The organism is Methylobacterium sp. 174MFSha1.1 (genome assembly GCF_900116815.1).
Taxonomy (GTDB): Bacteria; Pseudomonadota; Alphaproteobacteria; order Rhizobiales; family Beijerinckiaceae; genus Methylobacterium.
Genome location: NZ_FPCB01000041.1, coordinates 14067 through 35528, shown reverse-complemented (window position 1 = coordinate 35528; position 21462 = coordinate 14067). Strand labels below are relative to the sequence as shown.

Here is a 21462-nt window from a genome sequence, read left to right as displayed (position 1 = left end):
CGAGGCATGGATGCCTCTCCTTGTATTCCGCGGGGCTGTCCGAAGACGTTCCGTTGCAGGATGAAGCGCGGGATCCCCTCTCCCGTGTGGGAGAGGGGTAGGGGTGAGGGTGCTACGCTTCCGCAGAAAACTCGGACCGTCGAGCTGCCAGCACGACACTCAGAGCTTCACACTGAAGCGTGTCACCCTCACCCCCGGCCCCTCTCCCACTCGGGAGAGGGGGGACTTGCGCCTCATCCTTCCCCGGACAGCCGTGTCTTCGTTACTGCCCGGCGATCTGCTTGATGCGGGCCAGCATCTCGTCCGCCGCCTTCTCGACCGGGATCTTCTCGCTCACCACCCGGTTCATCGCTTTGGCGAACACGTTCTCGTTGTTGACCAGCGTGAACTTGTAGTTCTTCACGTAGTCGAACGGCTCGGTACCGGACTTGAACTGGTTGTAGACCGCCTTGCGGTGCTTGTCGGCCTGCCAGAACGGGCTCTCGATCGACGCTTTCGTGACCGGGAACCAGCGGCCGATCGCGCCCTCGACGTAGGGACGGAGGTTGTCCTCCTCCATGATGAACTTCACGAACTCCTTGGCCGCCGCCTTGTTCTTGGCGCCCGAGAAGACCACGCCCTGCTTGACGTCGGCGCGGTAGGTCATCGGCTTGCCGTCCGGCCGGGCCGGGAACGGCGCGGTGATGATCGTCTCCTCGTAGGCCTTCTTCGAGGCCTCGCGCTGCTCGGGCGTGTTGTTCGGGTTGACGCTGTCCTCGTACCACTTCGCGGCGATCGAGATGGTGAAGTTGTGCGTCATCACCGTGGTGCGGTTGTGGAAGGCGACGTTGTTGTCGGGGTCCTTCCAGGTCGTGGCCGAGGGCGGCACGCAGCCCTTGACGTAGGGGTCGGTGTAGTCCTTCAGCGCCTTGACCACGCCCTCGCGGGTCTTCGGGTCGTCGACGGTCAGCTTGCCGTCCTTGTCGACGAGCTTGGCGTCGTAGGCGTCCATGAAGGCGTAGAAGGACTGGAAGCTGTCGGTCGATTCCACGCCCATCGGCGCGCCGATGCCGTAGGTGCGGGTGCCCGAGGCCTTGCGATAGCCGGGCTGGACCTTGTCGCACCAGAACGCCCAGTAATCCGACCATTGGCCCGGGATGTCGGACTGCTTGAAGCCGGCCTTCTCCAGCATGTCGCCCCAGATCTCGGTGTGGAGCGTCTGGCGCTTGAGCGGGAAGCCGTAATAGGCCTTCTTGTTGGTCTGCCCGTTCATGAGCAGCACGTGCTCGACCGTCTGCGGCGCGAAGCGCCCCATCATCGGCTGGAGGATGTCGGTGAGATCCTCGAGCTTGCCCTCATAAGCCCACTTGCCGGCGGCCTGGTTGTTGTAGGTGTCGGAATAGCCGACATCGGGCGGCGAGCCGGAATCGAGCGCCGCCACGGTCTTCGGGATCATGTCCTGGATCGCGTATTGCGACAGCTCGACCTTGATCCCGGTCTTCTGCTCGAACTTCTTGATCGTCGCCCAGAGCGACTCGTCCTCGGACCGGTAGAAGCCCTTGCTGAACCAGACGGTGAGCGTCTTGTTGTCCTGCGCCACGGCCGGCAGCGCTGCCATTATCAGGCCGCCCAGCGACAACGCTCCCGCGATCACCCGCTTCATCGAACCGTTCCTCCCCTGCGCCCCGTTGGTCGGGCGGTCTCCCGGCATATCAGCACGGGACGGCGCCTGAAGCAATTCGGCGACAATCAACACATGGTATGAGTCAAGCGAGATCATATTGTGCGCCACGGGGCCAGCCTCTGACAGCCGGCGCGCAAATCGAAAAAATCATCTCATAATAATCACGTCCTCGTCTTCAACATCACTCCGCGTTCCTGTCTTGACCATCCACCGGTTGGATCCCATACAGGGCGCGCGACGAGACACGAACGTGTCGATAAGCGGCCGACGAGCCGTGACAAAAGGGAGGAGCGCCATGCCCCGCGTCGTTTCGCTGGAGGCCGGCTACTACCGCGTGACGCTGGCCGTGACCCTCAGCGACAGCATGCACGGCGACATGCCGGCCTTCGAGCTCAACACCGTGCGCTTACGCGACGCGGACGGCGCGGAGGGCATCGGCTACACCTATACCTGCGGCCGCAACGGTGCGGCGATCGACGCGATCCTGCGGCGCGACATCCCTGAGCAGATCGTCGGGCAGGAGGCCGACCGGATCGAGCAGCTGTGGCAGCGGATCTGGTGGGGCCAGCATTACGGCGGCCGCGGCGGCGCGGCGGTGCTGGCGCAGTCCGCGATCGACATGGCGCTGTGGGACTTGAAGGCGAAGCGCCTCGGCCAGCCGCTCTGGACCCTGCTCGGCGGCCACGATCCCAAGGTGCCGGTCTACGCCGGCGGCATCGACCTTCAGCTTCCGCTCGATCAATTGCTCCGCCAGACCGACGACAACCTGAGGAAGGGCTTTCGCGCGATCAAGATGAAGGTCGGGCGCCCGCGCCTCTCCGAGGATGTCGAGCGGGTGCGGGCGATGCGCGAGCATCTCGGCGACGGCTTTCCCCTGATGGTCGACGCCAACATGCGCTGGAGCGCCGACGAGGCGATCCGGGCGGCCCGCGCCCTCCAGCCCTTCGAGCCGTACTGGCTGGAGGAGCCGGTCATTCCCGACGACGTCGCCGGCCAGGCTCGCGTCGTGCGCGAGGGCGGATTGCCGATCGCCGCGGGCGAGAACCTGCGCTCATTGTGGGACTTCAAGCAGCTGATCGCTTCGGGCGGCGTCACCTATCCGGAGCCGGACGTGACGAATTGCGGCGGCGTGACCCCGTTCATGAAGATCGCCCACCTGGCGGAGGCCTTCAACCTGCCGGTCACCTCGCACGGGGCGCACGACGTGACGGTGCACCTGCTCGCAGCCGCCCCCAACCGCTCCTACCTGGAGGCGCACGGCTTCGGGCTCGACGCCTACATCGCCGAGCCGCTGGCGATCACGGAGGGCTTCGCGGTGGCGCCGGACCGGCCGGGCCACGGCATCGCCTTCGACTGGAAGGGGCTCGACGCCATCCGCGCCTGACGAATTCGCGCCGCGGGCTGGCAGGCCCGCGGCGTCGGATCACCCGCGGGTGAAGCGCAGGCTCTCGCGGCTGAGCTGGTCGATCGCGGTACAACCCATCAGCTTCATGTCGCGCTCGATCTCGGCCCGCATCAGCCCGAGCGCCCGCTCGACGCCGGGCCGGCCGGCGGCCGCGAGGGGGAAGAGGTAGTAGCGGCCTAAGCCCACCGCCTTGGCGCCGAGCGCCAGCGCCTTGAGCACGTGGGTGCCGCGCTGCACCCCACCGTCCATGATCACGTCGATCTTGTCGCCGACGGCGTCGACGATCTCGGCGAGCTGGTCGAAGGCGGAGCGCGAGCCGTCGAGCTGGCGCCCGCCGTGGTTCGACAGCACGATGCCGGTGCAGCCGATCGCGACCGCGCGCTTGGCATCCTCCACCGACATCACGCCCTTGAGGCAGAACTGGCCGCCCCAGTCGCGCACCATCGCGGCGACGTCGTCCCAGGTCATGGCCGGGTCGAGCATCTCGGTGAAGTAGCGGCTGATCGAGAGGGCGCCGCCATCCATGGCGATGTGGTTCTCGAGCTGCGGCAGGCGGAAGCGCTCGTGGGTGACGTAGTTGATGCCCCAGGCGGGCTTCAGGGCGAACTGCGCCATGCCGGCGAGGGTCAGCCGGAAGGGAATCGCGAAGCCGGTGCGCTTGTCGCGCTCGCGGTTGCCGCCGGTGATGCTGTCGACGGTCAGCATCATCACCTCGATGCCGGCCTGCTTGGCGCGGGCCATCATCTCGCGGTTCAGGCCGCGGTCCTTGTGGAAGTAGAACTGGTAGACCTGCGGCCCGCTGCTGATCCGGCGCGCCTCCTCCAGGCTGACCGTACCGAGGGAGGAGACGCCGAACATCGTGCCGAACTGGCCCGCCGCCGCCGCCACCGCCCGCTCGCCGTCGTGGTGGAACAGCCGCTGCAGGGCGGTGGGCGAGCAATAGATCGGGAGCGCGAGGCGCTGGCCCATCACCGTCACCGACAGGTCGACCTCGCTGACGCCGCGCAGGACGCTGGGAACGAGGTCGCAGGCCTCGAAGGCGGCGGTGTTGCGACGGAGCGTGGTCTCGTCGTCGGCGCCGCCGTCGATGTAGTCGAAGATCGGGCCGGGCAGGCGGCGTTTCGCCATGCGGCGGAAATCGTGGAAGCTATGGCAGTCGGTGAGGCGCATCGGGGCTCTCGGATCGGGGCTTATGTCCCGCGGGCGCGGGGGCGGACGGTGGGCTGGGGGCGGACGGCCCCTGATCGGCATGGCAATCGGTGCACCGGCGCGGTGACGGGTGGTGCAGGGTCGGGCGGGCCGCTCCCGCTCTGTCGGGCCACGGGATTTCGATCTTCGCTCTAGGAGGCGGAGGTGTGGTAAAATAATTTTACCGCGACGGTCAATTGGAAAACGCGTTTGCCCGCATTACAGTCCGGCCTACGGCGCGGATGGGGAGGAATGCGCGGGATGGAGCAGGATCCGATCAAGGGCGGCAGTGTCGCCGAGGGCACGGCCCGCCACCTCAAGGACCTAATCCTCGAAGGCTCGCTCAGCCCCGGCGACCTGCTGCTGCCGGAGCGCGACCTGGCGCAGCGCCTGAACGTCTCGCGCCCCACCCTGCGGCAGGGCATGAAGATCCTGGAGGAGGAGGGTCTGCTCGTCGCCTCAGGGAACGGGCGCGCGGTGGCGCCCCTCGGCCGCGAGATCACCGACCCGCTGATCGCCCTCATCGCCTCCCATGCCGAAGTGGTGGACGATTACCTCGAGTTCCGCGCGACGACGGAGCGGATGGCGGCGCGGCTCGCCGCCGCCCGGGCGAACGCCGTCGACCGCGACCGGCTCACCGCCTGCATGGCGCGGATCGACCGCGCCCATGAGGAGGGCGTGCACCAGGAGGAGGCCGAGGCCGACGTCGACCTCCACGTCGCGGTCTACGAGGCGAGCCACAACCTCGTGGTTCTGCACACGATGCGGGCCCTGTCGGGGATGCTGCGCCAAGGGGTGATCGAGAACCGCGAGAAGCTCTTTGCCCGCCCGGAAACCCGCGACCGCCTGCGCACCCAGCACCGGGCGATCTACGACAGCGTGATGGCGGGCGACGTCGAGGCGGCGGGCGAGTCCGCCGAGGAGCATATCCACTACACCCATCAGGCGCTCACCGAGATCAAGGCGGCGGAGGCCCGGCTCCAGGTGTCGTTGCGGCGGTTGAACGGGGGGAGCGTCGCGGTGCGGCGAAAGGCGGTGGGGGCCGAGGAGCGGTGAGCTTCAGGACCGGACGACAGACGACGTCTGTCGATCTGGCAATCGATCAATCTCCCTCTGGGTCATCCCGGGGCTCGACGAAGTCGAGAACCCGGGATCCATAACCGCTGAGGCTGCAAGACCAAGCGGATCGCGTTCCGCTTCGTCCTCAAGCGTCAGCGGTTATGGATCCCGGGTTCCGCTTTCGCGGCCCCGGGATGACATCGAGGGTCTGAATTCGGTCAATCGACTCTGAACAGACTCTCACGCCCGCCGCAGCCGCAGGGCGTTGCCGAGGACGAACACGCTCGACAGAGCCATCGCGCCCGCCGCCAGCACCGGCGACAGGGAGGGCCCGCCGAGCGCCCGCAGGCCCCCCGCCGCCACCGGGATCAGCGCCACGTTGTAGGCGAAGGCCCAGAACAGGTTCTGGCGGATGTTGCGCATCACCGCCCGCGACAGCCTCAAACCCTCGGCGACGGTGGCGGGATCGCCCGCCATCAGCACCACGTCGGCGCTCTCCACGGCCACGTCGGTGCCGGTGCCGAGCGCCAGGCCGACATCGGCTTCGGCGAGCGCCGGGGCGTCGTTGATGCCGTCGCCGACGAAGGCGACCGGGCCGTGCCCCTCGCGCAGGGCCCGGACGGCGTCGCGCTTGTCCTGGGGCAGCACCTCGGCGAGCACGGTGGCGATGCCGAGGGTCCGGGCAACGCCCTCGGCGGTGCCCCTCGCGTCGCCGGTGACCAGCGCCACCGCGAGGCCCTGGCCTTTGAGCGACCGCACGGCCTCGGCGGCCCCGGGCTTGATCGGGTCCGACACCGCCATCACGGCCGCCGGCACGCCGTCGAGGGCGACGTAGAGCGGCGAGCGGCCTTGGGCCTTCAGGTGCTCGGCGTGGGGCGCCAGCCCCGAGAGGTCGAGGCCGGTGAGGTGGCGGGCATTGCCGACCGCGACCGCACGGTCGCCGACCCGGCCGGCGATGCCGTGGCCCGGCACCGCCGCGACCTCGCTCACCGGCGGCAGATTCAAGCCCTTCGCCGCGGCGGCGGCCACGATCGCGCGGGCGACCGGATGCTCGGAGCGGGATTCGAGGGCGGCGGCGGCGGCCAGCACGTCGTCGGCGTCGAAGCCGGGGGCGGGGATCAGATCGGTGAGGTGTGGTCGGCCCTCGGTCAGGGTGCCGGTCTTGTCGAAGGCGACGACGCGCACGCCTTCCAGGGCCTGGAGCGCCTGCCCGCTGCGGAACAGGATGCCGCGCTCCGCCGCCCGGCCGGTGCCGACCATGATCGAGGTCGGGGTGGCGAGGCCCATGGCGCAGGGGCAGGCGATGATCAGCACCGCGACGGCGTGGACCAGGGCCTCGCCGAGGGCGGGGGCCGGCGCCAAGGCGAGCCAGGCCAGGAACGTGGCGAGGGAGAGGGCCAGCACCGCCGGGACGAAGCGGGCGGTGACCCGGTCGGCGAGGGCCTGGATCGGGAGCTTCGCGCCCTGCGCCGCCTCGACCATGCGGACGATCTGGGCGAGCGCCGTGTCGGCCCCGACCCGCTCGACCGCGATCGTGAGCGCGCCGGTGCCGTTGACGGTGCCGCCGGTGACGGGATCGCCCGGCCCCTTGGCCACCGGCACCGGCTCGCCGGTGAGCATGCTCTCGTCGATGCGCGAGCGGCCCTCGACCACCCGGCCGTCCGCCGGCAGGCGCTCGCCGGGGCGGACGCGGACGCGGTCGCCGACCGCGAGCTCGGCCGCCGGCACCTCGGTCTCGACGCCGTCGCGCAGGCGCACAGCGATCTTCGGCGCGAGGCCGACGAGGCGGGCGACCGCCGCCCCGGTGCGGCCCCGCGCCCGCGCCTCCAGGCTGCGGCCGAGGAGGATCAGGGTGACGATGAGGACCGAGGCCTCGAAATAGACGTGCGCCGCCCCCGCCGGCAGGAGGCCGGGGGCCAGCGTCGCGACGAGGGAGAACAGGTAGGCGGCGCCGGCGCCGAGCGCCACCAGCGCGTTCATGTCCGGATGGCCGCGCACCAGACCGGGCAGGCCGCGGGCGAAGAAGCGCCGGCCGGGCCCGACGAGGACGAGGGTGGCGAACACAGCCTGGATGCCGGCGCTCCAGGCGCCTGGGAGTAGGCCGTGGCCGGCGAGGTGGCCCCCCATGTCGAGCACCACCACGGGGAGCGAGAGCAGGGCGGCGAGGATCAGGTCGCGGGTCAGCGCCTCGGCCTCGCGAGGTTGTTCGGGGGCCGCCATCTCCGCCGGCACCGGGCGGGGCTCGTAGCCGGCGTCCCGCACGGCGGCTTCGAGCGTGTCGAACGGCACGAGGCCGGCGGGGTGGCGCACGGTGACCCGGCCGGTGGCGAGGTTGGCGCTCGCCTCGCGCACGCCGGGCACGGCTTTCAGCACCCGCTCGACGCGGCCGGTGCAGGACGCGCAGGTCATGCCCTCGACGGCGAGTTCGCTCACCGCCTCCGGCACGGCGTAGCCGGCGCCCTCGACCGCCTCGGTGAGCGCCGCCGGGTCGTTGTCGGGGGCGAGGTCGAGGGTGGCGCGGCCGGTGGCGAGGTTGACGGCGACCGCCCGCACGCCCGGCACGCGGCTCAGCACCCGTTCGACCCGGCCGGTGCAGGAGGCGCAGGTCATGCCCTCGACGGGCAGGGTGAGGCGGCGGGCGGGTGCGGTCATGGTGCGGTCTCCCGCAGTGGAATGTGGGGTCGGCCGCGGCGGAACGACATGGCGAAGATCGCCGTCGGCCATTGCGCCCCGAACATGGTTTCGCCGCGCTCAAGCCCCAGAGCGCGACGGGCTGCCTCGGGAAACCCCCGGGACACGATCGAGCGCGGGATCCCCTCTCCCGTGTGGGAGAGGGGTAGGGGTGAGGGTGGCGCGCTTCAGGATAGATCTGAACCGTCACGCTGCCAGCACCACGCTCAGCGCTTTACACGGAAGCGCGCCACCCTCACCCCCGGCCCCTCTCCCACACGGGAGAGGGGGGATCCCGCGCTTCATCCTGTTCTCGAAAGGTCTCGCGGGCACGGCGAAGCGGGAGCGGGCGATGATCGGGCGGGTTGTGGCGGCGGTGGCGATGCTGTGCGGCGGGGCGGGGGCGGCGCTGGCGCATCCGCATGTCTGGGTGCAGGCCCGGGCCGAGCTGGTGCTCGACCCGAAGCGCAACCTCGTGGCGGTCCGCGAATCCTGGACCTTCGATCCGGAATATTCCGCCTTCGCGGTGCTGAACCTCGATTCGAAGCGCGACGGCGTGCCCGATCAGCCCAAGCTCGACGCGATGGCGGCCGAGCGCCTGGAGGCGATGGCCGAGACCGCGTATTTCACGCAAGGAAAGCTCAACGGGCGCCCCCTGGCGCTGAAGGGCGGGCCCGCCCCGAAGGCGAGCTTCTCCGGCGGGCGGCTCACCATCGACTTCACCCTGGTGCCGCAAGGGCCCGCCGGCCCGGTGCGCAATCTGGTGATGAGCTTCGACGATCCGGATTTCTACGTCGCCTTCGGCTTCCCGCCCGGCGAGGCCGTCCGGCTGTCGGGCGGATCGGATTGCGTGCTCAAGTTCACCCGGCCGCCCCAGCAGGCGAAGGAGGGTGAGCAGCTGATCCCCGACGGCGAGGCCACCGGCACGCCGGGCGCCGCGGCGGCGGCCGCCGTCGACTATACCGGGCGCCTGCTCGTCGCCTGCCCCTGATCGGGGCCCGCCTCCCTCCGGATCTCGCCATGCGCCGGAAGCTGAGCAGGAAGCAGGGCGGGGATCACGGCGCGGAAGGTCGCCCCCTCCCCCGGCGTGCTCTCGATCACCAGCCGGCCGCGATGACGGTTGAGGATGTGCTTGACGATGGCGAGGCCCAGGCCCGTGCCGCCCTGCTGGCGGCTCGACGCGGCGTCGACCCGGTAGAACCGCTCGGTCAGGCGCGGCAGGTGCTCGGGGGCGATGCCCGGGCCCTCGTCGCGCACCGCGATCTCGACCTGCGGCGGCCGTCCGTCCTCCGCCGGCAGGGTCGCGAGCCGCAACTCGACCCGGCCGCCCTCGCCGCCGTACTTGACGGCGTTCTCGACCAGGTTCTCGATCACCCGCAGGATCTCGTCCCGGTCGCCCAGCACGCGGTGCGGCCCCGGCGCGGCGTCGAGCGCGATGGCGACGCCGCGCTCGCGGGCGATCAGCCCGAGCGCGTCGGCGATCTGGCGCGCGAGCGGAGCGACATCGACGGCTTGCGTCGGCGGCACGTGGGCGCGCAGCTCGATGCGCGAGAGCGACAGGAGGTCGTCGATCAGCCGGGTCATGCGCAGGGCCTGGACCCGCATGATGCCGAGGAAACGCTCGCGCGCCTTGGCGTCGTCCCGGGCCGGGCCCTGCAGGGTCTCGATGAAGCCGAGCAGCGAGGCGAGCGGCGTGCGCAGCTCGTGGCTGGCATTGGCGACGAAATCGACCCGCATCGTCTCCAGGCGTTGGGCGGAGGTGAGGTCGCGCAGGAACAGGACCAGGTTCGGACCGGCCCGCCCGGCCTCGCCGCCCTGCATGGCGCCGATCTGGACCTCGAAGGTGCGCTCGGTCGGCACCCGGGGCGAGTAGACCGTCTTCAGGGACTCGCCGGTGCGCAACACCGTCTCGATGCCGTCGAGCACGTCGGGGTCGCGAAGCGCGAAGGAGAGCGGGTGGCGGGGCCGCAAGGACGGCAGGAGCGCCCGGGCGGCGGCGTTCGATTCGATCACCAGGGCGCGGCGGTCGATCAGGATGACGGGATCGGGAATGTTGGCGAGCAAAGCCTCGGCGAGGCCGTGGCGGCCCCGGCCCGGGCTAGCCTCGGCGCGCGCCACCGGCTCGCCCCGGCGCGGCGCGGCCGCGAGGCCGCCGGCCAGCAACGCGAGGAGGCCGGCGAGCCCGGTGCCGAGGTCGAGCCCGTGGTGCCAGGCATGGATGGCGAAGAACACCAGCACGGCGACGAGCGCCCCCCGCCAGGCCGCCCGCCGGGCGGAGGTGAGGGCGCCGGAGGCGCCGGGCAGGAACGGCGGCATCGTCGGATCGTCGGGCGGCGCGTCGTCGAGCGAGCCGGCGGCGTCAGGGCGTCGGGTCGCTCTCGGCATCATCGTCGGGCGCCTCCCGCGGGGTGAGGCGCGCCCGCTTGGCGATCTCATAGGCGCCGAGCGCCGCGAGCGCCACCACGAACGGGATCAGGTAGTAGCAGACCCGGAACAGCAGCAGCGCGCCGAGGACCGATTCCCGCGGCAGGCCGGAGAGGGCGAGCAGCACCGTGGCCTCGAACACCCCGAGCCCGCCCGGCGCGTGGCTGGCGATGCCGAGCATCGCGGCCAGCACATAGATCGCCACGAAGGCCTCGAAGCTCACGCCGTGGCCGGCCGGCAGCAGCACGTAGAGCACGCCGGCCGCCGCGCAGACGTCGCCGGCGCCGACCAGCATCTGGCTCAAGGACAGCTTGAGGCCCGGCAGTTCCAGGCGCCATCCCCGCACCTTGACGCTGCGGCGCTTGACCGAGACCCAGGCGAGATAGGCGACCACCGCGGCCAGCGTCGCGAGGCCGAGCCCCTGGTTGAACAGGACGCTCGTATAGGTGAGGTGCGAGAGCGGCTCGGCCTCGCGGATCAGGCTGATGCCGAGCACCGCCCCCATGCCGAGCCAGAAGGTGAAGCCGGCGACGATGGTGAGCGCCGCGATGCGCCCGGGGCTCAGGCCCTGGCCCGAATAGATCCAGTAGCGCACCGTGCCGGCGGTGAGCAGCGGGAAGCCGAGGTTGAAGCTCACCGCGTAGCTGGTGAAGGAGGCGAGCGCGGTGGTGCGGTAGGGCACCTTCAGCTTGAGCTGGCGCAGGGCCAGGGCGTCGTAGCAGGTGAGGAACAGGTAGCTCACCACCACGAGCGCGATGGCCACCCCGATCTGGTTCGGCGTCGCCGCCAGGAAGGCGGTGCGCAGCTCGGCCCAGGTGACGGTGGAGACGAGCTTGCCCAGCACCCCGAGGGAGATGACGAACAGCACCACGCTGGCGAGCGTGCCGATCCAGGCGTAGCGGCGCCGGTGGCGGGCCTGGCGCGCGGCAAGTGGGTCCTGCTGAGGGTCCTGCTGCGGGTCTTGAGGCGCGGGTTCGCGGCCCGGATCCTGTCCGGCGGGGTCCTCGTCGCGCGGCGTCCCGGCGCCGCCGTCGCGCAGGGGCTTGGCCTGCGCGAGGTTGTTGTCCTGCGTGGCGAAATTCATCGCGTCGGCGTCAGACCCCGCTGGTCGCCGGCGCGAGCCCGCGGCCGATCGCGGCCAGGCTCGCGCACATGGGTGCCCGGCGGCACTCCGACCGAGCCCCGCTCGCATGAGGGGCCATGTAGGCCCTCTGCCGGCGAATGACCAGACGGACCATGCGGCACTCCGCCATCAGCCGGCGAGTCCGAGGTGGCGGGCCGCCTCGGCGAGGCCGGCACTGATGCGCTGGGCAACCAGGGGGCTGGTGCAGACATAGGTCGGGCTCGGATGCGGGATCGCCACCACCGGCAGGCCGGGACGCAGATCGGAGAGATCGGGCGCGAGCGTCTGGGAGACCCGGCCGGACAGGACGACGACCGCGAGGTCCGGCATCAGGGCGACGAGCGGCGGCAGGTAGGCCCGGGCCGCCCGGATCTCCCCGGTCCGCGGCGCCCGGTTGCGGGCGCCGGGGGCGTGGATCACCCACGGCACGGCGTTCCAGATCAGGGTGTCGCCGCGGGGGATGCCGGCCTGCCTTAAGAACCGGAACAGGTTGGCGGCGGTGCCGGTCGGGTTGTCGCGGGAGACGAAGGCGGTGCGGCCGGTCGCCGGGCCGGGCGTTTCGAGCAGCAGCAGCAGGCGGGCCTTCACGCCGCCGTCGAGGGGATCGGCCTCGGGCACCGGCCGGTCCTGCTCGGCCCGGATCCGCTCAGCGAGGCGGCGCAGGGGAGCGAGGTGGGGGCTCGCCGCGACGAGGGCGTGGCGCGAAGCGACGGCACCGGGATCGGCCAGACTCTTCGGAACGGCCGGCCCGTCGCTCACGCGAGGGTGAGCCCGTCCGGCACGGCGCCGGCGAGGCGGAAATGCTCGCGGGCGCCCTCCGCGTCCAATCGCTCGGCGAGGCCGTCGGGACCGCCGAACTGGAAGCCGATCTGGCTCGCATAGGCAGCACAGGCCGCGTGCTTGGCCGCCTCCTCGTCCGGAGACAGGCGCACGGTGATCGCGGGGAGGCTCGCGAAGGTGTCGCGGAAGGGCTCCTTCGGGTCGGGATGGCGCACGGTGTAGGGAAAGTCGCGCCACCACAGGACCGGGCAGGCCGGGGCGAGGGCGATGAGCGCGCGGACCAGCTGGACGTGGTCGACGTGGCCGCCCACCCCTTGGGGGGCGAGCAGCAGGTCGGGCGCGGCCTCGTCCATCAGGCGGGCGAGGACCGGGGCGAGGTCGTCGGCGAGCGGATCGTCGGGCCGGGTCCCGGCGAAGAGCTCGGGCGCCGAGGCGTAGCCGCGATGCGGCGCCTCCCGGAGCGCGACGTGGACCGGCGGGTTGATCCCGAGGGCGTCGGCGGCCGCCCGGTCCTCGTCGCGGCGCAACGCCATGTAGTCGACCTCCGGCCCGAGCCCCTTGTCGAGCTGGCAGGCCAGCGCGAAGCCGGCCGGATCGGGGACGCTTGCGGTGAGCAGCGTCACCATCACCACCCGCCAGCCCCCGTGCGCGAGCTGCGCCAGGGTGCCGCCGCAGGAGAAGGCGGCGTCGTCGAGATGAGGCGAGAGGGCGAGGGCTGTGGGCATCGACTCACTTAATCTAAAGCAACCAGTAGAGCGCAGGTTTCCCCCTCCCCCCTCTGCGGGGGAGGGTGGCCCCCGCGTCAGCGGGGGTCGGGAGAGGGGACGCCGCTTCCGGAGAAGTCGCAACCGTCATGAAGGGCGCCACATCCTGCGCCGTCGCGGTCCTCTCTCCCGCCCCACTCCGTGGGGCACCCTCCCCCGCAGAGGGGGGAGGGGAAACCCGCGCATTCCTTTCCCCGAACAGCCCTTCGCTCGCGGGGAGAGAGATGAGCGCGACCCGGGCGTAAACACCATCAGGTCGCGCTCCCGGTGCCTCACAACAGGTGCGGCTCCGCCCGGAAGCGGCAGCCCGGGTCGTGCGGCAGGTCCGGATCGAAGCCTAAGTCCGGCCGTTCGTCCTTCACCGCGGCGTAGACCTCCATGATCTGCCGCCCCACCGCCTGCCAGGAATAGACCCGCCGGCACTCCTCCAGGGCCGCCGCCGCCAAGCGGGCGCGCAAGGGGCGATCGGTGATGATCCGGTGGAGGGCGTCCGCCAAGGCCGGCACGTCGCCGGGCTGAACCATCAGCCCGTTCTCCTCGTCGCGCAGGCAGTCGGAGACGCCGACCGAATGGGTCGAGACCACCGCCTGCCCCGCCGCCATCGCCTCCAGGATCGTGTTGGAGAACCCTTCCGCGTAGGTGGGCGAGACGAACACGTCGCCCATTGCGTAGAGGCCCGGCACCGCGTCGTACTCGGCGTAGCCGGTGAAGCGGACGTCCGCCTCCGAGAAGCCGAGATCGGCGGCAAGCGCGCGGGCCGGCTCCACGTCGGGGCCGATGCCGGAGATGATCGCCGAAAACGGCGTGCCGCGCAGGCGCAGCAGGCTTAAACTATCGAGGAAGTCGAGCACGCCTTTCCGGCGGTCGACCCGGCCGTGATAGAACAGCCGCACCGGATCGGCGGCGTCGCCCGGCGTCCATCCTTCAGGCGGGCGGAAGCGCGCGGTGTCGACGGCGCCCGGCACGATGGTGAAGCGATCGAGATCGCTGCCGAGCCGGTCGCAGACCTCGGCCACGAAGGAGCGCCCACCGATCAGCAGCGCGTTGGCGTGGGCGAGCACACGCACCATGGCGAGGCGGTGGGTCTCGCAGCACGAACCGACCCAGTGGCCGTCGCCGCCCTGGATCGAGACGACGTTCGGCACGCCCAGGCGTTGCGAGGCGATCAGCGTGGCGAAGCCCGTGGGATAGCCGTACTGCGCGTGCAGCACGTCGAAGGGCTTTCGCGCGTGCTCGGCCGCGATCGTCTCGACCATCGTGGCGATGTCGCGCTCGAAATCGCCGCTCTCCTGCTCGCCGATCTGTTCGAGGCCGACCACCCGCACGCCGGGCACCGGCGGCGGCGGGCCGCCGCCATAGACCTTGGTGCCGAAGGCGTCGCCCCGGTACTGGCTCACCATCGTCACGTCGTGGCCGGCGCCGGCGAGCTCGCGCAGCAGGTTCTGGGCGTAGACGCTCATGCCCGAGATCGCCGGGAAGTAGCGGCGGCTGACGAAACAGATCCTCATCGGCGGCACTCCCGGAGGTAGCGGAGCGAATCCGGGATCATCCGGTCGGCCCGGTGGCTCTCGCGGGACAGCTCGACGCAGACGAGTTTTTGGAAGTCGATCGCCTCCAGCGCGTCGAGCACGCCCGGCACGTCCATGTCGCCCTCGCCGAAGGGCAGGTGGATGTGAATCCCCCGCGCCATGTCCTCGATCGCCACCGTGCCGAGCCGGTCGGCGAAGTCCTTGACCGCTGCGGTGGGCTCGCGCTCCTGCGTCACCAGGCAGTGGCCGGTATCCAGCGCCAAGTGGAGACCGTGCACGTCGAGGGCGGCGTAATCGTCCAGCGTCTCGACCAGCATGCCGGGCTCGGGCTCGAGCGCCGCCACGACCCGGCGCTCGGTCGCGTAGGCGACGACCTGGTCGAGACCGTCCCGCAGCCAGGTCCGGGCCTCCGCCGGATCGATTCCGGGTTTCGGGACGCCGGCCCAGAACGACACCGCCTCCGAGCCGAGGATCGCCGCGATGTCGACCGCCCGGTGCAGGAACGCGACCCGGCGGGCGCGGCCGGCGGGATCGGCCGTCACCAGGGTCGGCTCGTGCTTGGCGCGCGGGTCGAGGAGGAAGCGGGCGCCGGTCTCGATCACCGAGCCGAGCCCCAAGCCGTAGAGCCGGCCGCGCACCCGCTCGGCGGCCTGCGCCCAGTCCTCGGCGAAGGGGTCGAGGTGGTGGATGTCGAGGGTCAGCGCGACGCCGTCATAGCCCGCATCGGCGATGAGGCTCAGCGCGTCGTCGAGGCGGTGGTTGGCCGCCCCGTTGGTGTTGTAGGCGAAGCGGAGTGTCATGCCGCCCTCCCCCGGCGCTCCAGCCGGAACGGCGCGTGGTGCGATTCCGGCTCGCGGTAGAGCGGATAGAGCGGGCCGACGATCGCGTCGGCCAGCGCCACGTCGAACAGCGGCTGGCCGCCGAAGCGCTCCAGCGCCTCGGGCGTCAGGCGCACCGGCCGCAAAGATTCGCTCGCCTCCCCGAAGCGGATCAGCGGGTGGTCGCGCTCGATGAGCTTTCGCGTGTTGCGCTCGCCGATGCGGTAGTAGCTCATGGTCTCGACCTCGAGACCCGGCACGATCGCCTTGACGATGCCGACACCGCCGCCGGGCGGCGAGGCATCGACGTACAGAACGTCGAACCCTTCCGCCTCGAGCCGCTCCCGGGCGATGCGCCCGCGATCCTGGCCCGTGGGTGCGGCCTGCGTCGGCAGGTCGGTGAAGCGCTTGGTGGAGCGCTCGGAATAGACGGTCTGCGCGAGGAAGCCCCGCAGGGTCTCGGCCGGCTTGTCGATCCAGTCGAGCATCGCGGCGAGCGCCCTCCCCTCCTCCAGGTCGAGGCTCGGCAAAGCCGTCTCGATGAAGGCGTCGACGTAGCCCGGCGGGGTGATCGAGCGGGCGAGATCCAGGGGGCCGTGGCCGAAGGTCTTGCGCACCCGGGCGGCCTGGAATTCCAGGATCGCCTTGCGCAGAGCCCGCTCGCGGTCGGGGTCGCAGGCCTCGCCGCAGGCCGAGAGGGCGATCGGCGCGGGCGCCCGGGAGGCGTCCAGGTCGTAGCCGACGCAGTAGACGTTGGTGAAGCCGAACTGGTCGGTGGCGAATTTCGGCATCGCGCGGATGCCCAGGGCCTCCAGCCGGTCGAGCATTCCCCTCGTCTCGGGGCCCAAGCCTTCTGACACGTCGAGCATCACGCCCTGGTCGAGGGCGCGGAACAGGAGGCCGTTGCCGTCGCGCTGCAGGAGTTCGAGCAGGCCGTGCCCGAGGGCGAACTCCACGTCCGGACCGGCGCCGAGCCCGTTGGTGATGAGGTTGGTGAAGGGCTGGTAGCCCGGCGACAGCTCGAAATAGTCGGTCGCCGCGAGGTCGAGCGGCATCAGCACCGTCTCGCCGGTCCGCGCCCGCACCGTGCCGGTCCATTCGAGCACGGTGTCGCGGTCCACGGGGCTGCCCGCCGGCAGGCCGAGGGTGAGCGGATCGGCGACGGAATTCGCGCCGAACACCCGCACGAGGTCGTGGTAGCTGCCGCGCTCCTTCTTGCGCGGGATCAGCGCCAGGCTCGGCATCAGATTCTCGGCGATCTCGGCCACCGAGCCGATGATCGCCTCGTCGTCGGTGGCGCCGTAGCCGATGCCGCTCGGCATCGCGCCGACGAAGTACGGATCGTCCAGGAACAGCGACACGAACCAGCACGGCACCCCGGTCCGGTCGAGGGGCGCCAGGGGAAAGCCGACGATCCGGCCCGGCGGCAGCACGTCGAGATAGGCTAAGGCCGCATCCGGCAGGCGCTCGGGCAGCCCTTCGATGACGCGGCTCGAGCCGTACGAGTAGGGGCGGGGTGCGGCGGGTCTGTCCACGAGCGGTGACACTCCTCGGGGCCGTCAGGCGGCCGGCGCGGCGGGGGATGGGGCAGGCAAATGCGAGGGAGAGGCGGCGTAGGCGCGGGCGAGCAGCCGCATCGTGTGCAGGTCGCGCGCGGCCGACCAGGCGTCGCGCCCGCCGGGATCGCGAAGTGAGCGCCCGAAGGCCCGCACCTGCTCCAGGAACGGCGAGGCCGTGGTGTCGAAGGCGAGCGGAACCGTCTCGCCGGTCTTGCCGTCGGTGAAGGTGACGCTCCCGCCCGCCTCCTGGCCCATCGTGTTCTGCGCGACCAGCAGGCCCCTGGTGCCCACGATCTCCAGGCGCCGGCGCGGCAGCGCGTCAGGGCAATTGTAGGCGACGTGCAGGCTCGCCAGCACACCCGAGCCGGTCCGGCCGATGAGGAGCGCGCCGTCGTCGACGGCGTAGTCCTGCGCCCTCGCCTGGGTCAGCGCGGTGACGTCGAGGATCGGCTCATCGAGGAGGAAGTCGGTCAGGTCGAGGCCGTGGGGGGCGAGGTCCATCAGCGCGCCGCCGCCGGCCTGGGCCTGGTCGATGCGCCAGTTCTGCTGTCCGGGAATCGCCGTCCAGCCGCGGTCGAGCCAGCAGGCATAGACGATGCGCACGCCGGTGACGGTGCCGACGCGCCCGGCGCGGATCTCGTCGCGGAGCAGGCGGTGGGCCGGGTGGTGGCGCTGGTCGAAGGCGGTGCCGTAGAGCGCGCCGGTGCGTGCCACCGAAGCCGCCATCGCCTCGGCGTCGGCGAGTGAGGCGGCCATCGGCTTCTCGCACAGGATCGCCTTGCCGGCTTCGGCCAGCGCCTCGACGGCGCCGCGATGGAGGTGGTTGGGCGTCGCGACGTAGACCGCCTCGACCTCCGGCTCGGCCAGCAGCCCGGCGAGGTCGGCGTGCCCCCGCGCGCCAAGGGCCAGCGCGGCCTCCCGCGCCTCCGCACCGGGGTCGCAGATGGCGACGAGGCGGTGCCCGGCGGCCCGGATCGCCGGCGCCATGAAGTCCCGGGCGACCCAGCCGAACCCGACGATGCCCCAGCCGATCGACTCCGACATCACCACCGCTCCGGCAGGTCGACGAACTCGCGGATGCGGGCGCGTTGGATGGTCTCAGGTGTCGCCTCCAGGGTCTCGGGCCCCTCGGACTGCATCGGGTAGGTGGCGCGGGCGGCGTATTCGTCGCGGTAGCGCTCGGACGGCCAGGCGATCGCGTACCCCCCAGCCGGATCGGGCGCGTAGAGCGGGTTGAGCCGCAACAGCGCACCCTCCCGCGGCAGGGTGAGGCCATCGACGAGGGGCCGGGGCGCCGGGCGCATCCCGGGGCCGCAGACGACCGAGAAGGCTTCGACATGGTCGAGGGCGGCCGGCTCGGCCGGGACAGGGGCGCGGGCCTCCACCAGCGCCCGGGTCAGCTCGTCGTCGTCGTAGACGAGCCCGTCGGGAAACAGCTCCGCGATCTCGGCCGCGGAGACCGCGTGGCCGGACGAGAAGCCGGGCCGGGCGCTGTTGTGGACGTGGCTCAGCGCCAGCCATCCCTCCTCGCCGGCGGTCCTGCGCAGGGCTTCGAGGATGCGGGCCTTCTCGGGGAGGAAATAGAATGCGTCGTGGCACATCACGAGATCGACGGGCGCCTGGTCGATCGGCCAGTGTGGGCCGGCGGCGTCGAAGCAGACGAGGAACGGCCGCTGCCCGGCGACCCAGTGGCGGGCGACCCAGAGCTTGGCGAAGACCACGTCTCCGCCCGACACCCGCACCCCCCGCCCCTGCAACTCGCGCAGGTAATGGCCGATGCCGCAGGCGAGCTCGAAGGCGCAAAGCGGCTTGTTCCAGTGCGCCTCCAGCAGGGCGAGGCCGGCGAGGTAGGTCGGGTCGGTCCAGCGATGGACGAAGTAGTCGCCGACCCGGCCCCAGCCGAGCCGGGCGCAGGCCTCGCGCAAGTTGACGTATTTCATCTCGCGCACGAGGTCGCGCAGGACCGCCGGATCGGCCTTCGGGCCGGTCCACCAATCGTCCTGGTCGGCGAGGAGGAGTTCGAGGGCGTGGCCGGGCGCGCCCTTGTCGAGATGGCCCAGCACTTCGCCGATCAAGCCGTCGCGGCCGACCCGCAGGTAGGGAATGCCGTCGACCACCGGCCAGCGCGGGCCGCGCTTGCCCTCGCGCAGGGAGTGGGGCGTGTCGTGGTGCAGCGCCTCGCCGGTGACCGGCGAGAGGAGCCCGAACGGGATCACGGATGCGTTTCCTCGCGGCGCCCACCCGAGAGCAGGCTCTGACGTGAGATAGAGCGCGGGCGCGGACGCCCAAGGAGGTGCGGACACCCGAGGACGTCCGGCCCGATCCTCACGGCAACTGCATGTCGGCGAGCACCCGATCGTGAAAATCCTTGACCGGGCCGTCATGGACCAGCGCCATCTCGCCCAGCACCGTGTCCATGGTGAGCGAGGCCGCCCGCAGGTGCTGGGCGATCTGCAGCACCCGGTCGATCACGTCGGCGGCGTGGAAGGCGCGGCCCTCGGCCGTGCGATCATCCGCCAGGATTTTTCGCGCTGAGGCGACTACGTCCCGCAACGGCGCATCCAGCTCGGCGAGCGCCCGCTCGCTCAATCCGGCGATCACCGCATCGAGGTGGTCGCCGAGCAGGATCTCGCCGGTGAAGCCGGCATCCGGCATCAGCGCGTTGTGCAGGTGGTGGGCCAGCGCCGCCACGAACACCGTCGTCGGGTCGGCGCCGTAGAACGGGCTCAGGGCCACGCCGTAGACCGCCACCACGAGGCAATGCTCGGCGTGGTTCTCCGGCGGCTCGAGCAGGATGCGCGGCTTGCCCGGGCAGGTGACGCCGGCGCGCGGCTGGTCGGCCTGGAGCAGCGCGAAATGCGGCAGGGGACCGGGCGTCCAGTCCCGCGGCGCGGCGAGGCAGGCGCGCAGACGCCCGGCGAGGGCCGGATCGAGCGGGCCCGCCACCTCGTCGAAGCCCCGCACCAGCACGGCGGAGGCTTGGGTCTGCGAGAGGCCGGCGAGGCTGAGAAAAGCGGCGTCGAGGTCGCCGAGGCGGGAAGCGGCGAGCGCCTTGGCGGTGATGTCGAGGGCGAGCGCCTCCGGGTCGGCCCCGCCCGTCAGCGCCGACCAGGCCTGGAGGAAGAGCCGCTCGGCGATCGAGCCGTCGCGCCCGGCGGACCGGACGCGCTTGATGTCGTTGAGCTCGACGAGGAGCTCGCGCTGGGAGAGCGGGGCCTGAGCCCCGCCCGCCGCAACCTGGTTGATGGGAGCTTGACTGTCGGCCATCCTCAGTGGACGCCGAGCCAGTCGAGCAGCATGCGCTCCTGCGCGCCGAAGGCGTGCTCGGGGCCGTGGCCGTTCTTGACCATCGGCGCCTTGAAGAACAGCGACAGCTGCTCCTGCACGCCGCCGTCGCCGCGCTTCTTGGCGAGGTCGAGGACGCGGGCGATCTCGATCACCAGGGGAGCGGCCAGGATCGAGTCCTTGCACAGGAAGTTGATCTTGATCTGCATCCGCTGGCCGAGGAAGCCGGTGACGTCGATGTTGTCCCAGGCCTCCTTGTCGTCGCCGCGCGGGCGGTAGTAGTGGATGTGGACCAGGTGATCCTCGACGGGATAGCCGAGGATCGAATCCAGCACCGTGCCCTTGGTGTTGAGCTTGGACTGGAGCGAGTCCTTGTCGTTCAGCGCCAGGCCGTCGCGGTTGCCGAGGATGTTGGTCGAGAACCAGCCGTCGACGTGGAGCGCCCGCGACTTGAGCGCCGGGGCCAGCACCGTCTTCATCATCGTCTGGCCGGTCTTGCCGTCCTTGCCGGCGACCGGGACGTTCATCTGCTTGGCGAGATCGACGAGCGCCGGCACGTCGGCGGCGACCGACGGGGTGAAGTTGGCGTAGGGGATGCCGTTCTTGATCGCCGCATAGGCGTAGAGCATCGCCGGGCTGATCGCCTCGTCGCTCGAATCGAGCCCGCGCTCGAAGGCGGCGGCGGAGTTCAGCGTCGGGTCGTCGAGGTCGGGCCAGCGCTCGGTCGAGGCAAGGTTGACGACCACCACGTCGTCGACGCCCGATTCCTCGCGGAAGCGCTTGAGGTCGTCGGCGATGCAATCGACCGCCTCGCGGTGGTCCTTGGCGACGATGCGGTTGCCGCCGTCGATGTTCTTGCAGAACTTGGCGCTGCCGACCGCCGGCCACGGCTTCATGCCCTTGAGGACCTGGGCGCCGTTCTCGATATCCTGCTTGGTGAGCACGCCGTGGCCGGCCGCCGCGGCGCCGAGGTCGTCGCCGTTGAGGTCCCAGCCGCCGAAGACGAGATCCTTGTACCCGACCATTCCGGCCACCGCGTGGCCCGCAAGGGGCAGACCGTCGAGACGATTCGAACCGGACTTGATCATCTCGATGCCGGCGATGGCGGTGGTGGCGACAGCCCCACCCATGCCGACGAAAGCGACGCCAACGCGCCGACCGGGCTGCATGCTCATCGGTAGGGTTTGTCCTCTTC

The 21462-nt window shown here is 71.2% G+C and carries 17 protein-coding genes; 3 read left to right on the top strand and 14 right to left on the bottom strand.

Annotated elements, in window-relative coordinates; translation table 11 throughout:
* Positions 1-262: 262 nt before the first annotated feature.
* The gene (locus tag BM430_RS28100) at positions 263-1642 is read right to left on the bottom strand and encodes an ABC transporter substrate-binding protein (protein ID WP_093570533.1); all 1380 of its coding nucleotides are present in this window, start codon (positions 1640-1642) and stop codon (positions 263-265) included.
* A gap of 316 nt (positions 1643-1958) precedes the next feature.
* Between BM430_RS28100 and BM430_RS28095 the strand changes: the two genes are divergently transcribed.
* Complete coding sequence (locus tag BM430_RS28095; RefSeq protein WP_093570532.1) at positions 1959-3047, top strand: mandelate racemase/muconate lactonizing enzyme family protein; 1089 nt, start codon at positions 1959-1961, stop codon at positions 3045-3047.
* A gap of 39 nt (positions 3048-3086) precedes the next feature.
* Here the strand turns inward: BM430_RS28095 and BM430_RS28090 are convergent, their stop codons facing one another.
* Positions 3087-4238 (bottom strand): alpha-hydroxy acid oxidase, encoded by a 1152-nt coding sequence (locus BM430_RS28090; RefSeq protein ID WP_093570531.1) that lies wholly within the window; start codon positions 4236-4238, stop codon positions 3087-3089.
* A 279-nt stretch (positions 4239-4517) separates the two neighbouring features.
* Between BM430_RS28090 and BM430_RS28085 the strand changes: the two genes are divergently transcribed.
* A complete protein-coding gene (locus tag BM430_RS28085; protein WP_093570530.1) occupies positions 4518-5312 on the top strand; it encodes an FCD domain-containing protein in 795 nt (264 codons plus the stop codon).
* A 243-nt stretch (positions 5313-5555) separates the two neighbouring features.
* On the opposite strand, the gene BM430_RS28080 is transcribed toward BM430_RS28085, so the two are convergent.
* Entirely contained in the window at positions 5556-7967 is a 2412-nt protein-coding gene (locus BM430_RS28080; protein WP_093570529.1) for a heavy metal translocating P-type ATPase, read from the bottom strand.
* A 370-nt stretch (positions 7968-8337) separates the two neighbouring features.
* Between BM430_RS28080 and BM430_RS28075 the strand changes: the two genes are divergently transcribed.
* The gene (locus BM430_RS28075) at positions 8338-8976 is read left to right on the top strand and encodes a DUF1007 family protein (RefSeq protein WP_093570528.1); all 639 of its coding nucleotides are present in this window, start codon (positions 8338-8340) and stop codon (positions 8974-8976) included.
* Here the strand turns inward: BM430_RS28075 and BM430_RS28070 are convergent.
* The 11 genes from BM430_RS28070 to BM430_RS28020 form a co-directional block, all read right to left on the bottom strand.
* Complete coding sequence (locus BM430_RS28070; protein ID WP_093570550.1) at positions 8943-10301, bottom strand: ATP-binding protein; 1359 nt, start codon at positions 10299-10301, stop codon at positions 8943-8945. The two genes, BM430_RS28075 and BM430_RS28070, sit on opposite strands and share 34 nt — an antisense overlap.
* 43 nt (positions 10302-10344) lie before the next feature.
* A complete protein-coding gene (locus BM430_RS28065) occupies positions 10345-11493 on the bottom strand; it encodes a lysylphosphatidylglycerol synthase domain-containing protein (protein ID WP_093570527.1) in 1149 nt (382 codons plus the stop codon).
* A gap of 168 nt (positions 11494-11661) precedes the next feature.
* Positions 11662-12291: a uracil-DNA glycosylase gene (locus BM430_RS28060; RefSeq protein WP_093570526.1), complete on the bottom strand. Its 630-nt coding sequence runs from the start codon at positions 12289-12291 to the stop codon at positions 11662-11664.
* Positions 12288-13037, bottom strand: a complete 750-nt coding sequence (locus tag BM430_RS28055) for a PIG-L deacetylase family protein (RefSeq protein ID WP_093570525.1) — start codon at positions 13035-13037, stop codon at positions 12288-12290. Before BM430_RS28055 ends, BM430_RS28060 begins: the two co-directional genes overlap by 4 nt.
* A 311-nt stretch (positions 13038-13348) precedes the next feature.
* The gene (locus tag BM430_RS28050) at positions 13349-14584 is read right to left on the bottom strand and encodes a glycosyltransferase family 4 protein (RefSeq protein ID WP_093570549.1); all 1236 of its coding nucleotides are present in this window, start codon (positions 14582-14584) and stop codon (positions 13349-13351) included.
* Positions 14581-15405 carry a sugar phosphate isomerase/epimerase family protein gene (locus BM430_RS28045; protein WP_093570524.1) on the bottom strand — a complete coding sequence of 275 codons (825 nt, stop codon included), beginning with the start codon at positions 15403-15405 and terminating at the stop codon, positions 14581-14583. Before BM430_RS28045 ends, BM430_RS28050 begins: the two co-directional genes overlap by 4 nt.
* Positions 15402-16958 carry a YcaO-like family protein gene (locus tag BM430_RS28040; RefSeq protein WP_244539691.1) on the bottom strand — a complete coding sequence of 519 codons (1557 nt, stop codon included), beginning with the start codon at positions 16956-16958 and terminating at the stop codon, positions 15402-15404. The genes BM430_RS28045 and BM430_RS28040 overlap by 4 nt, the downstream gene beginning before the upstream one ends.
* Before the next feature lie 24 nt (positions 16959-16982).
* Entirely contained in the window at positions 16983-18026 is a 1044-nt protein-coding gene (locus BM430_RS28035; RefSeq protein ID WP_093570522.1) for a Gfo/Idh/MocA family protein, read from the bottom strand.
* Positions 18026-19198 (bottom strand): class I SAM-dependent methyltransferase, encoded by a 1173-nt coding sequence (locus BM430_RS28030; protein WP_093570521.1) that lies wholly within the window; start codon positions 19196-19198, stop codon positions 18026-18028. Before BM430_RS28030 ends, BM430_RS28035 begins: the two co-directional genes overlap by 1 nt.
* 109 nt (positions 19199-19307) lie before the next feature.
* Positions 19308-20249 (bottom strand): HD domain-containing protein, encoded by a 942-nt coding sequence (locus BM430_RS28025; RefSeq protein WP_093570520.1) that lies wholly within the window; start codon positions 20247-20249, stop codon positions 19308-19310.
* A gap of 2 nt (positions 20250-20251) precedes the next feature.
* A complete protein-coding gene (locus tag BM430_RS28020; protein WP_093570519.1) occupies positions 20252-21442 on the bottom strand; it encodes an inositol-3-phosphate synthase in 1191 nt (396 codons plus the stop codon).
* Positions 21443-21462: the final 20 nt, after the last annotated feature.

Bases quoted from the DNA above. Each gene is read 5' to 3' on its own strand.
- BM430_RS28100 (WP_093570533.1), bottom strand. From the start codon at position 1,642: ATGAAGCGGGTGATCGCGGGAGCGTTGTCGCTGGGCGGCCTGATAATG.
- BM430_RS28020 (WP_093570519.1), bottom strand. From the start codon at position 21,442: ATGAGCATGCAGCCCGGTCGGCGCGTTGGCGTCGCTTTCGTCGGCATG.
- BM430_RS28035 (WP_093570522.1), bottom strand. From the start codon at position 18,026: ATGTCGGAGTCGATCGGCTGGGGCATCGTCGGGTTCGGCTGGGTCGCC.
- BM430_RS28065 (WP_093570527.1), bottom strand. From the start codon at position 11,493: ATGAATTTCGCCACGCAGGACAACAACCTCGCGCAGGCCAAGCCCCTG.
- BM430_RS28075 (WP_093570528.1), top strand. From the start codon at position 8,338: ATGATCGGGCGGGTTGTGGCGGCGGTGGCGATGCTGTGCGGCGGGGCG.
- BM430_RS28070 (WP_093570550.1), bottom strand. From the start codon at position 10,301: ATGCCGCCGTTCCTGCCCGGCGCCTCCGGCGCCCTCACCTCCGCCCGG.
- BM430_RS28080 (WP_093570529.1), bottom strand. From the start codon at position 7,967: ATGACCGCACCCGCCCGCCGCCTCACCCTGCCCGTCGAGGGCATGACC.
- BM430_RS28085 (WP_093570530.1), top strand. From the start codon at position 4,518: ATGGAGCAGGATCCGATCAAGGGCGGCAGTGTCGCCGAGGGCACGGCC.
- BM430_RS28045 (WP_093570524.1), bottom strand. From the start codon at position 15,405: ATGACACTCCGCTTCGCCTACAACACCAACGGGGCGGCCAACCACCGC.
- BM430_RS28050 (WP_093570549.1), bottom strand. From the start codon at position 14,584: ATGAGGATCTGTTTCGTCAGCCGCCGCTACTTCCCGGCGATCTCGGGC.
- BM430_RS28095 (WP_093570532.1), top strand. From the start codon at position 1,959: ATGCCCCGCGTCGTTTCGCTGGAGGCCGGCTACTACCGCGTGACGCTG.
- BM430_RS28025 (WP_093570520.1), bottom strand. From the start codon at position 20,249: ATGGCCGACAGTCAAGCTCCCATCAACCAGGTTGCGGCGGGCGGGGCT.
- BM430_RS28055 (WP_093570525.1), bottom strand. From the start codon at position 13,037: ATGCCCACAGCCCTCGCCCTCTCGCCTCATCTCGACGACGCCGCCTTC.
- BM430_RS28090 (WP_093570531.1), bottom strand. From the start codon at position 4,238: ATGCGCCTCACCGACTGCCATAGCTTCCACGATTTCCGCCGCATGGCG.